The 11,054-nt window shown below is 63.9% G+C and carries 8 protein-coding genes; 3 read left to right on the forward strand and 5 right to left on the reverse strand.

What is annotated here, in order from left to right:
* Positions 1–498: 498 nt before the first annotated feature.
* Positions 499–1,506: a DUF3592 domain-containing protein gene (locus IVA82_RS34485; protein WP_247387433.1), complete on the forward strand. Its 1,008-nt coding sequence runs from the start codon at positions 499–501 to the stop codon at positions 1,504–1,506.
* A 130-nt stretch (positions 1,507–1,636) separates the two neighbouring features.
* Here IVA82_RS34485 and IVA82_RS34490 read toward each other — a convergent pair whose 3' ends face one another.
* Positions 1,637–2,266, reverse strand: a complete 630-nt coding sequence (locus tag IVA82_RS34490) for a glutathione S-transferase family protein (RefSeq protein WP_247387434.1) — start codon at positions 2,264–2,266, stop codon at positions 1,637–1,639.
* A 153-nt stretch (positions 2,267–2,419) separates the two neighbouring features.
* Between IVA82_RS34490 and IVA82_RS34495 the strand changes: the two genes are divergently transcribed.
* A complete protein-coding gene (locus tag IVA82_RS34495) occupies positions 2,420–3,367 on the forward strand; it encodes a threonine/serine dehydratase (protein ID WP_247387435.1) in 948 nt (315 codons plus the stop codon).
* Positions 3,368–3,813: 446 nt separating this feature from the next.
* Complete coding sequence (locus IVA82_RS34500; RefSeq protein WP_247387436.1) at positions 3,814–4,071, forward strand: hypothetical protein; 258 nt, start codon at positions 3,814–3,816, stop codon at positions 4,069–4,071.
* 371 nt (positions 4,072–4,442) lie between these two features.
* Here IVA82_RS34500 and glpK read toward each other — a convergent pair whose 3' ends face one another.
* The 4 genes from glpK to pimA all read right to left on the reverse strand — a co-directional run bounded on the left by glpK (position 4,443) and on the right by pimA (position 10,920).
* On the reverse strand, positions 4,443–5,948 hold the full coding sequence (gene glpK, locus IVA82_RS34505; RefSeq protein WP_247387437.1) for a glycerol kinase GlpK: 1,506 nt from the start codon (positions 5,946–5,948) through the stop codon (positions 4,443–4,445).
* Positions 5,949–6,489: 541 nt separating this feature from the next.
* Positions 6,490–7,632, reverse strand: a complete 1,143-nt coding sequence (gene pimD, locus IVA82_RS34510; RefSeq protein WP_247387438.1) for a pimeloyl-CoA dehydrogenase small subunit — start codon at positions 7,630–7,632, stop codon at positions 6,490–6,492.
* A gap of 212 nt (positions 7,633–7,844) precedes the next feature.
* Positions 7,845–9,035 carry a pimeloyl-CoA dehydrogenase large subunit gene (gene pimC / locus IVA82_RS34515; RefSeq protein ID WP_247387439.1) on the reverse strand — a complete coding sequence of 397 codons (1,191 nt, stop codon included), beginning with the start codon at positions 9,033–9,035 and terminating at the stop codon, positions 7,845–7,847.
* Positions 9,036–9,237: 202 nt separating this feature from the next.
* Positions 9,238–10,920 carry a dicarboxylate--CoA ligase PimA gene (gene pimA, locus IVA82_RS34520; RefSeq protein WP_247387440.1) on the reverse strand — a complete coding sequence of 561 codons (1,683 nt, stop codon included), beginning with the start codon at positions 10,918–10,920 and terminating at the stop codon, positions 9,238–9,240.
* Positions 10,921–11,054: the final 134 nt, after the last annotated feature.

The raw sequence follows: 11,054 nt of genomic DNA on the forward strand, positions 1-11,054 counted from the left end.
CCATAAATCTGCCGCGCATGATCGTCTCCACCGATTCGAGATGATAAAGTGAATCATCAGACCCCCTCCGTGGCGAGGGGGTTTTTCAGCAGACTGCTAAAACAAAAAATGAGAAAACAACCCCATGCAAAGTAGAATGGGGTTGAAAAGCTTAAGGAATTTTCGGTTCTGCGAAAGCAGCTTGATGCGTCTGGCAAAACACCTGTATTAATTCATCGTCGCAGACCTCGCCTGTTGAACGGCAGAGGCTCTCTACCCCGATCTCGTCATTGCGAGCGCAGCGAAGCAATCCAGTGTGTCTCCGCGGAGAGATTCTGGATTGCTTCCCTGCGCTCGCAATGACGGAGTGTGGGCAACCACATCGCTCTCCAACTCACATTCCAAACAGCTGCGCATCCTCGCGGCGCGTTGCGCTCCCACAGCCCCCACAATGCCGTGAACGCAACCCGCGCTCGCCGCGACCAATAGCGGTCGCCATCGGAGAGCCAAGGAAATCAGATGCTGGATGCCCATCAATTGATGTGGACGCAGATTGCCGCCGGAATCTCGATGTTGCTGTTTGGATTGATGCTGTTCAACCTGATCCGCATGCGGGGCCGAATGCAGGCCGCGCGGAGCTGGGACAAGGTCGAGGGCATCATCACGGTCTCCCGGGTCGATCAGCCGGCGACGCACGCCTCGGACGATCGGAACGATGCCAAGCCCATCATCCGCTATCGCTATCAGGCCGGCGGCCAGGAGCTTGAAAGCGACAAGATCTTTGTCGGCGGCCCCGCCATCACGACAAGGGTGCTCGCCGCAAAACTGGCGGGACGATATCCGGTTGGCGCGCATGTCGACGTCTATGTCGATCCGAAGCGTCCTACCGAGACGTTGCTGGAGCCGGCCGCCGCGCAGAACGTCGCAGCCCTGGTGGCGTTCGCGATCGTGTTCGGCTTCATTGCCGCTACACTGACGGCGCATTCGCTCGCGGGTCACGTGCTCTACGCCGACAAGGGCGTTCCGCTGTTCGCATTCGCGCTGCCGATCATCGTGCTCCTGGGCGGCGTGTTCTGCGTCGCCGAATATGTCAGGACGCGCCGGCTTGCGAGCGTCAGCCTGCGCTGGCCGACCGCGGCTGGCAGGATTACCCGTTGCGACGTGGTCGAGGAGATCATCGAGGAGAAGAGCGATGACGACGACAAGTCGACGACTTCAAAGCTCCGACACCGCTATCAGGTCGACCTCCGCTACGCCTACAGGGTCGACAAGCGCGATTTCACCGGTACCGAACTCAATTGGGGCGGCACCATGATCTCCGGGCTGCGCGAGGTCGCGCAAAAGGAAGCAGCAAAATATCGTCCCGGGCAGAGCGTCAAAGTTTATTACGATCCAGAGCAGCCGGGACAAGCCGTGTTGGAGCCTGCAAACCGGGAAGGCGCGCTGGGGCCGCTGATCGGTGCCGCGGTTTGCGCGGTCGTTGGAGGCGTCTTTCTGACGATCCTGATCAAGATCGGGTTTGCGTAAGGCGCTTGGTGTCGTTCCGGGGCGCGCGGAGCGCTGGCCCGGAATCCATCGTACAGCGTGTGTCGTCGATAAATGGATTCTCAGATGCGCAATTGCAAGTGGCGCGCCCCGGAATGACGGGACACGTCCCTCACCCCTTCGGCGGCGCCAGCGGCTGCGCGATCTCCTTGAACGGCGCCAGCGCCTCGCAGCGTTCGGAATGCGCGGACAACGCCGGATAGCGCGCCACGTCGAACAGCGTTGGATGCGCTTCGCGGGTGAGGCGGACGACGCAGGCCACAGCGATGTCGGCGTGGCCGATGCGCGTCCCCAGCCAGTACGGCGTCGTCACCTTGGCGCGCTCGGCCTCGAGCACGCCGAGGACATCCGTAATCTGCGCCTCGCAGCGCTGGACCCACAGCGCAAGCTGCTCCTTCCGCAGCACGCGCTCATAGAGCAGGCTCACCGCCTTGTCGCCGAGGCCCGAGGCGAGCGCGCAGATGCGCAAGTGCTTGCGCCGCTCGGCGCCGCTGCGCGGCAACATCGCCTGCTCTGCACCAACGAGCTCGTCGAGATAATCCAGGATGATCGTGCTCTCGATCAGCGCCTCGCCGTCGTCGAGCACCAAGGTCGGCACCCGGCGCAGGGGATTATAGGGCGCGATCTTGTCGGCATCGCCGAAGGTCGACCACGGCCGGTGCTCGAAGGCGAGCCCGTAAAGCCGCAGCGAGATCGCGACGCGGCGGACGAAGGGGGAATCGTATTGGCCGATCAGGAACATGGTTCTCGCTCTTCTCAGTCGCTAGATGAGGCAGGGCCGATCAGTTTCCACGACAACATCGCAACGGCGCAAGCAAATCCTGGACATAGAGCATTGCGCCGAATGCACGGCGCCGGGACAGCGTCTCCCGGATGCGCTATCAAGGACGACATCATGACAGCGACAATGGACATCACCAGGGAGCGGATCGCGGCGACGGAGGCCATCATCCGCCCGCATATCCGCCGCACCCCACTGCTCGCAGCCGACCTCGCCGATTTCGGCCTGCCGGCGGCGCCCGTCATTTTCAAGCTCGAGCTGCTGCAGCATTCCGGGTCGTTCAAGGCGCGGGGTGCGTTCGCCAATCTGCTGCTGCGGCAGGTGCCGCAAGCCGGTGTCGTCGCCGCATCCGGCGGCAATCATGGCGCGGCCGTCGCCTATGCGGCGCAGCGGCTCAAAATTCCAGCCACGATTTTCGTTCCTGACATTACCTCGCCCGCCAAGGCCGAGCGGATCAGGGGTTATGGCGCCGAGCTCGTGATTGCCGGCAGCCGCTATGCCGATGCGCTCGCCGCGAGCGAAGCTCATGTCGCGCAGACCGGCGCCATGGCCGTCCACGCCTATGACCAGGCCGAGACCCTGCTCGGCCAGGGCAGCGTCGGCCTGGAGCTGGAACAGGATGCGCCGGATATCGACACGCTGCTGGTCGCGGTCGGCGGCGGCGGGCTGATCGGCGGCATTGCGGCGTGGACCGCCGGCAGGACGCGCATCGTGGCCGTCGAGCCGGAGCAATCTCCGACCTTGCACGCCGCCTTCGAGGCTGGAAAGCCGATCGATGCGCCCGCGGGCGGTATCGCCGCCGACAGCCTCGCGCCAAAGCGCGTCGGACAATTGATGTTTCCGATCGCGCGGGCTCATGTCGAGCGCGTCGTCTTGATCAACGATGAGGCGATCCGGCAGGCGCAAGCGGCGTTGTGGTCGAGCTTGCGCTTGGTGGCCGAGCCCGGCGGCGCAGCCGCCTTTGCCGCGGTGTTCTCCGGCCGCTATCGTCCCTCACCCGGCGAACGGATCGCGATACTGGTCTGCGGCGCCAACACCACGGCGGTGAATTTCGAGGCCTAGCGAAGCAATCCAGGATCTTTCTGAGGGGACAGTCTGGATTGCTTCGTCACATCAGTGCAAAATTGCTACGCAATTTTGTCACGAGCTCCTCGCAATGACGATGTCGAGGCATCCGTGTAACGCGCATTGCGCGGAGCAGAATGCGGGAGCGCTGCCCCGAAGATCGCTTCCGCCTTCGCTCTTCGAGTTTCGTCAGACAAGTCGCTCCCTCCGCGCTACATCCATCGTTGATGTACCGATTCGAAGAGCGACGGCTGTGCCCACACTCCGTCATTGCGAGCGCCGCGAAGCAATCCGGTATCTTCGCGCAGAGACAGACTGGATTGCTTCGTCGCAAGGGCTCCTCGCAATGACGCTGTGGAGGCAGCCTTGTAGATCCTATGGGGTGGCAGGTGGTCAGAGGTAAATTGAGTTTGTGACCACCAACTCACCCTGGAGGATCAACGATGCGTACTGATCACACTGACGCACCCGCCGGAAGCGAGTATGCCACGATTTACTTGGCTTTCGAACTGAGCAAAGCGAAGTGGCAGCTGGGGATAATGATGCCCGGCGCCGAGAAGATGAGTCGTTACCGGATCGATGGCGGGGACATGGCGGCGCTATCTGGCGTGCTTTTGCGGGCTCGAGGGAAGGCCGCGCAGGAGGGCAAGCCGGTTCGTATCCTGTCCTGCTATGAAGTTGATGCGGTGCTTGCCGCATGACCACGACACGGCCCAGTCCAGGATATCGCGTCACGCCGTTCACGACGCGCACCGAAACGTTCCGATCCGAAAGCCTCGCGCCAGCCTCGCCGCTGTCAAGGCCGCTACGCGCCGCCTCCGGCGGTGGCCTGCGGCCAGCCTTGACCGCGGCTGCGTCTGGCGCAGCGGTCAACCATCGGAACGAAAACGCCATCGCGAGTGCATCGCACTCCACACCAACAACCATGAGCAAAGCATGCCCTGATCAATCATTCCCCTTGACAACCACATCCCCATACAAGCCCGGATGAGCGTAGCGAAATCCGGGGACCGTCAGTGCGTGAGAATATCGCCGGATTGCGCCGCGCTCCATCCGGGCTACGAAACCTCCCTTACCCCTCCCCCTCGTCGCTCGCCAGCACGCCCTTCACCGCGCGCGTCCAGCCCGCGAGCTTCCGCTCGCGCGTTGCCTGGCTCATATTCGGCTTGAATCGGTGCTCGAGGCGCCAATTGTCGGCGAACTTGGTCGGCTCGGGATAGACGCCCGCGTTGAGGCCCGCGAGATAGGCGGCCCCTAACGCCGTGGTTTCCTGGATCACGGGACGGTCGACGGGAGCGTCGAGCAGATCGGCGAGGCGCTGCATAGTCCAGTCCGATGCGGTCATGCCGCCGTCGACGCGCAGCACGACGCTGGCGGTTTTCGAGCTCGGCCAGTCGGCGCGCATCGCGGCCCACAGATCAAAAGTCTGGTAGCAGACGCTTTCGAGCGCGGCACGGGCGAGCTCGGCAGGTCCGGTGTTGCGTGTGAGGCCGAACAGCGCGCCGCGCACGCGCGGATTCCAGTAGGGCGCGCCCATGCCGACGAAGGCCGGGACGAGATAGACGCTCTGCATGGAGTCGGACTGGTCGGCGAGTGGGCCGGTTTCGGCGGCGTGCTTGATGATGCCTAGGCCATCGCGCAGCCACTGAACAGCGCTGCCCGCAACGAAGATCGAGCCTTCGAGCGCGTAGGTGCGTTTTCCTGCGAGTTGGTAGGCGATGGTGGTGAGCAGCTTGTTCTTGGAAACCACCGGCGTGGTGCCGGTGTTGAGCAGGGCGAAGCAGCCGGTGCCGTAGGTCGATTTCATCATGCCCGGGCGGAAGCACGCTTGTCCGATCGTCGCGGCCTGCTGGTCGCCGGCGATGCCGGAAATCGCAATGGCACCGCCGAACAGATCAGGCGTGCTCTCGCCGAAGCGGGCGGAGGAATCCTTCACCTCGGGCAGCATCGAGCGCGGCACGCCGATGATTTCCAGCAGCTCATCGTCCCATTGCCCGGTGTGGATATTGAACAGCAGCGTGCGCGAGGCATTGGTGCCGTCGGTGGCGTGCACCTTGCCGCCGGTGAGGCGCCACAGCAGATAGCAATCGACGGTGCCGAACATCAGCTCGCCGCGGGCGGCCCGCGCCCGCGCGCCGGGAACGTGGTCGAGGATCCATGCGACCTTGGTGCCGGAGAAATAGGGATCGATGATCAGGCCGGTCTTCTCTGAGATCACCGGCTCGCGGCCCTCGGCCTTCAGCTTGGCGCAGATATCGGCGGTGCGGCGGTCCTGCCAGACGATGGCGCGGTGCACGGCTTGGCCAGTGGCACGGTCCCACACCACGGTGGTCTCGCGCTGGTTGGTGATGCCGATCGCGGCGATGTCCTTTGCGGTGATGCCGGCCTTCTCGATCGCATCGCGGCACACCATGATGGTCGAGGTCCAGATATCTTCCGGCTCGTGCTCGACCCAGCCCGAGGCCGGAAAATGCTGCGGAAACTCGGCCTGCGCACGCGCGGCGATCGAGATGTCGCTGCGAAACACGATGGCGCGCGAGGAGGTGGTGCCCTGATCGATGGCGAGGACGAAAGACATGGAAGCTACCTTGGCGTTATTTCCCTGTGGAGGGTTCATTGTGTCGCGCCAAAGGGAGCGGATTAGGGCGGGAAGGTCAATATCCCCGCTACATCGTCGTCCCGGCGAAGGCCGGGACCCATTACCCCAATTGATCATTGTTGCGACGGCTGTGACTCCTGGTCTTTGTAACCACGACCGCATGTGGTTATGGGTCCCGGCCCCCGTGCGCAATTGCGCACTAGGCCGGGACGACCGGAGGAGATATCTCGCGAGAGCCTTACCCCGCCGCCGTCGTCACGCCGCCGTCGATGACGATGGTCGGCCGATGCCGCGGCTGGAGCCGGTCACCACGGCGACTTTTCCGGTGAGATCGAACGGGTGTTTTCATTGTTGTTGGGCTCCGCTGATTCCATTTGCTCCGTCATTGCGAGCGCAGCGAAGAAATCCAGAATCTTTCCGCGGAGGAAGTCTGGATTGCTTCGTCGCACGGGCTCCTCGCAATGACGATGTGGCGAGATCCCGGGCTCATCGCTGCGCGCGCCCCGGGATGACGGCGTGGTCAGATCAACCCGCCCGAATCCGCCACGCGGCGCTGGTGGTAGTCGGTGTCGCCGAAGGTGTTTTCGATCATGGTGAGGCGCTTGAAGTAGTGGCCGATCTTCGCCTCCATGGTCATGCCGATGCCGCCGTGCAGCTGGATCGCCTGCTGGCCGACGAACTTCAGCGACTTGCCGATCTGCACCTTGGCGGCGGCGATGGCGATGGTGCGCTCCTTCGCGTCCTCGAAATCACCCGCCATGGTCGCGAACATCGACATCGATCTCGCCTGCTCGACGGCGACGAACATGTCGGAGCCGCGGTGCTGCAGCGACTGGAACGAGCCGATCGGCACGCCAAACTGCTTGCGCGTCTTGATGTACTCGACCGTGGTCTTCAGCGACTCGTCCATCAGGCCGACCGCCTCGGCACAGAGCGCGATGCGGGCCTCATCCACGACGCACTCAATCAGCGCCAGCGAGTCCTCGGGATTGCCGAGCGCAGCGTCGGCGCCGACCTCGACACCGGTGAAGCTGATGTCGGCGGCATGCAGGCCGTCCTGCGTCGGATACGACTTCTTCGTCACGCCCTTGGCGTCGGCCGGCACCAGGAACACGCCGATGCCGGTCTTGTCGCGGCGGTCGCCCTTGGTGCGAGCGGTCACGATCAATGTATCGGCGTTCTCGCCGTTGAGCACGACGAACTTCTCGCCGTCGATCACCCAGCCGTCGTCCTTTTTCTTGGCCGTCGTGGTGACGTCGAACAGATCATAGCGCGAGTTCTTCTCCAGCTGCGCAAACGCCAGCGTCTTGCTGCCGTCGACGATGCCAGGCACGTGGGCCGCCTTCTGCGCATCGGTGCCGGCATGGCGGAGGAAACCGCCGCCGATCACGACCGTTGGCAGATAAGGCTCGAGCACCAACGCCTTGCCGAGCGCCTCCATCACGATCATGGTCTCGACACCGCCGCCGCCGAAGCCGCCATCGGCCTCGCTAAAGGGCAGGCCGAGCAGGCCCTGATCGGCGAGCTTGAGCCAGACGGCTTTGCTCCAGCCGCCCTTCTCCTTCATGTACTTCTTGCGGCTCTCGAAATCGTAGGAATCGGTCAGCAGGCCGTCGATGCTTTCCTTGAGAAGCCGCTGCTCCTCGGACAAATCAAAATCCATCTCTGTTTCCTCAGGTCACAAATGTCAGCGTTGCGTGGGGTCCCTCTTCACCTCTCCCCGCTTGCGGGGAGAGGTCGGATCGCTTTGGCGCGCACATGCGCGCTTGAGCGATCCGGGTGAGGGGGTACCGCTCTCTCGACGGTCCCTGCCCGGAGAGAGGCCCCTCACCCCAACCCTCTCCCCGTAAGAACGGGGAGAGGGGGAAGAAAGCATCACAGCCCCAGGACCGCCTTGGCGATGATGTTGCGCTGGATCTCGTTGGAGCCGCCGTAGATCGAGACCTTGCGGTTGTTGAAATAGCTCGGCGCGATCTGGGCGGTCCAATCCATGGCTTCGTTCGAGCCGTCGTCGCCGTGCACGTCGTAGGGCGCGGCGAACGGGCCGATCACTTCCATCAGGAGCTCGGTTGTGGTCTGCTGGATCTCGGAGCCCTTGATCTTCAGCACGGACGAGGCCGGATTGGGCTTGCCCTTGCCGTGCTTGCCTTCGTCGGCGACGACGCGGAGCTGGGTGAGCTCCAGCGCCTTCAGCTCGATCTCGCAGGCCGCGAGCTTCTCGCGGAACGCGGCATCCTGGATGATCGGCTTTCCACCGGACTCGACCTTGCCGGCGAGATCGCGGATGCGGCGCAGCCGCTCCTTGGAGACGCCGACCCGGGCGATGCCGGTGCGCTCATTGCCGAGCAGGAATTTCGCGTAGTCCCAGCCCTTGTTCTCCTCGCCGATCAGGTTTTCGATGGGCACCTCGACGTCGTCGAAGAACACTTCGTTGACCTCGGCGCCGCCGTCGATGGTCTGGATCGGGCGCACGGTGACGCCCTTCGACTTCATGCTGAAGACGATGAAGGAGATACCCATTTGCTTCTTGGCAGCGGGATCGGTGCGGCAGAGGCAGAAGATCATGTCCGCGTGCTGGGCCAGCGTGGTCCAGGTCTTCTGGCCGTTGATGATCCATTTGTCGCCCTTGCGCTCGGCCTTGGTCTTGAGCGAGGCGAGGTCAGAGCCGGAGCCGGGCTCCGAAAAGCCCTGGCACCACCAATCGTCGACATTGGCGATGCGCGGCAGGTACTGCTTCTTCTGCTCCTCGTTGCCGAAGGTGTAGATGACCGGGCCGACCATGCTGACGCCGAAGGCGAGCGGCTGCGGCGCCGGATAGGACTGCAGTTCCTCGTTGAAAATGTAGTGCTGCACCGAGGTCCAGCCGGTGCCGCCATATTGCTTGGGCCAATGGCTGACGCCCCAGCCCTTCTTGTTGAGGATGCGCCACCACGTCACCATCTCGTCCTTGGAGAGGTGGCGGCCCTCGACCAGCTTGCGCCGCGTGTCCGGCGGTACGTTGTCGCGGAAGAATGATCGCACTTCCTCGCGAAACGCCTGCTCTTCTTTCGTGAATGCGAGATCCATCGGATCCTCCTGTGAGCTTCCCATTGTCGTCCCGGCCAAGGCCGGGACCATAACCACAAGTCTTCATTGTCTTGCACAGGCCAATATCGCCTGTGCCCCAAACTCCGGCTGCGGAGTATGGGTCCCGGCTTTCGCCGGGACGACGGTTACTGCAACGCTTCGAACAGCCCCACGGCCCCCATCAGGACATCCTCGATCTCGGTCAAGAGCGACCTCCTGATGCAAGTTGGGTGGATTGTGCTGGTTTCTGCTGCTGGCGCAACTCGTGGCGCGACAGCTTTCCAACCGGCGTGCGCGGCAGATGGTCGACGAACTCGACCTCGGCCGGCAATTCGTGCTTGCCGAGCTTGCCGGCGAGCTGCGCGCGCAGCTCGTCGAGCGAGAACGGCTTTGCCCCGGGCCTGAGCTTGATGAAGGCCTTTGCCGCCTCGCCGCGATACGGGTCGGGAATGCCGAGCACGATCACCTCATGCACGCCGGCAATGGTGTAGATCGCCTGCTCGATCATCTGCGGATAGACGTTGAAGCCGCCAGAAATGATCATGTCCTTCTTGCGATCGACCAGGAAGAAATAGCCATCCGTATCCATGTAGCCGATGTCGCCGGTCACGAAGCGACCGTCGACGAAGGCGTCGGCGGATCCTTCCGGCCTGTTCCAGTAGCCCCTGGTGACGTTCGGGCCCTTGATGCGGATCTCACCGACTTCGCCCGGCGGCAGTACTTTTGTCGGGTCATCCAGCGCGACGACGTCGAGCTCGATGCCGGGCAGCATCAGGCCGATCGAGCCGGGCTTGTCGGGGCCGACAGGCGGATGGCCGGTGCCGGGCGAGCAGGTCTCGGTCATGCCCCAGCCGCTCTTCAGCTTCTTGCCGATCTTGCGCTCGAAGAAGTTCGCGATCTCGACCGGCAGCGGCGCGCCGCCGGAGCCGATGACGGCAAGCGAGGAGAAGTCGCGCTTGTCGAGATCGGGCAGCGCCGCGATCGCGATCCACATCGTCGGCACGCCCGGAAAGTAGGTCGCGCGCTTGACCTCGATGTCGCGCATCACGGCCTCGACGTCGAAGCGCTGGTGCAGCGAGATCAGATTGCCGCGGCTGAGCGAGGACAGCAGCACCACGGTGAGCGCGTAGATGTGGAACAGCGGCAGCACGCAGATCACGCGCTCGACGACATCGCCGCGCGCCGCGCGCGACGGCTTGCCCCAGACGTCGTAGATCGACACCGCCGAGGTGAGATTGCCGTGCGTGAGCATGGCGCCCTTGGGCAGGCCGGTGGTGCCGCCGGTATATTGCAGCAGCGCGACATCGTCCGCCGTCACTTTCGGCCATTGCGCCGGGGCAGTGGCGCCCTCGACGAAGGTCTTGAAGGTGACGATGCGGGGATCGCTCGGGATCGCCGCCTGCGGCGTGCCGACCTTGCCCCAATTGTCGTCCTCGCAGACAACGAGGCGGTCGATCAGCCCCTTGTCGAGAAACCTCAGCGCAGTCGGCAGCAATGCGGCGAGGTTCGAAGTGACCAGCACCCGCGAGCCGGAGTCGGAGACCTTGTGGGTCAGCGCGATCTCGCCGTCGAGCGGGGAGAGATGCGCGACGCGCGCGCCGGCCTTCAGGGCACCGAAGAAATTGACGGGGTGATCGGGTGTGTTGCCGAGAAACAGCGCGACGGAGGCGTTCTTGCCGTAGCCGGCACGGAGAAACGCTGCGGCCGCGCGTTCGGCCATCGCGGCGAGCTCAGTGTAGCTGATCGCGCGGTCGCGGAATTCGAGCGCGGTGCGCGGGCCGTAGTCGGCGGCGGCTTTCGACAACAGGTCAGGGAGCGTGCCCTGGACGATGGTGTCGTCCCAGCGCACGCCCTCGGGATAAAACTGTTCGCCGGGATGGGTCATTGAAGGTCGCTACTCTGCGCTGCCCAGGCAGCAATTCCCTGTAAGGCGGGCACGGACGGACGGGCTCCCTCCCCCTTGTGGGGAAGGGTTGGGGATGGGGGTGCCACAAACGCTGACCCCGCCCGGGGCCGCCC

Origin of the sequence: Bradyrhizobium sp. 142, assembly GCF_023074015.1 — a bacterium.
GTDB lineage: Bacteria > Pseudomonadota > Alphaproteobacteria > Rhizobiales > Xanthobacteraceae > Bradyrhizobium.

What these genes read in the sequence shown, in the direction of transcription:
- IVA82_RS34485 (WP_247387433.1), top strand. Translation starts at nt 499, where the DNA reads ATGCTGGATGCCCATCAATTGATGTGGACGCAGATTGCCGCCGGAATC.
- IVA82_RS34490 (WP_247387434.1), bottom strand. Translation starts at nt 2,266, where the DNA reads ATGTTCCTGATCGGCCAATACGATTCCCCCTTCGTCCGCCGCGTCGCG.
- IVA82_RS34495 (WP_247387435.1), top strand. Translation starts at nt 2,420, where the DNA reads ATGACAGCGACAATGGACATCACCAGGGAGCGGATCGCGGCGACGGAG.
- IVA82_RS34500 (WP_247387436.1), top strand. Translation starts at nt 3,814, where the DNA reads ATGCGTACTGATCACACTGACGCACCCGCCGGAAGCGAGTATGCCACG.
- glpK (WP_247387437.1), bottom strand. Translation starts at nt 5,948, where the DNA reads ATGTCTTTCGTCCTCGCCATCGATCAGGGCACCACCTCCTCGCGCGCC.
- pimD (WP_247387438.1), bottom strand. Translation starts at nt 7,632, where the DNA reads ATGGATTTTGATTTGTCCGAGGAGCAGCGGCTTCTCAAGGAAAGCATC.
- pimC (WP_247387439.1), bottom strand. Translation starts at nt 9,035, where the DNA reads ATGGATCTCGCATTCACGAAAGAAGAGCAGGCGTTTCGCGAGGAAGTG.
- pimA (WP_247387440.1), bottom strand. Translation starts at nt 10,920, where the DNA reads ATGACCCATCCCGGCGAACAGTTTTATCCCGAGGGCGTGCGCTGGGAC.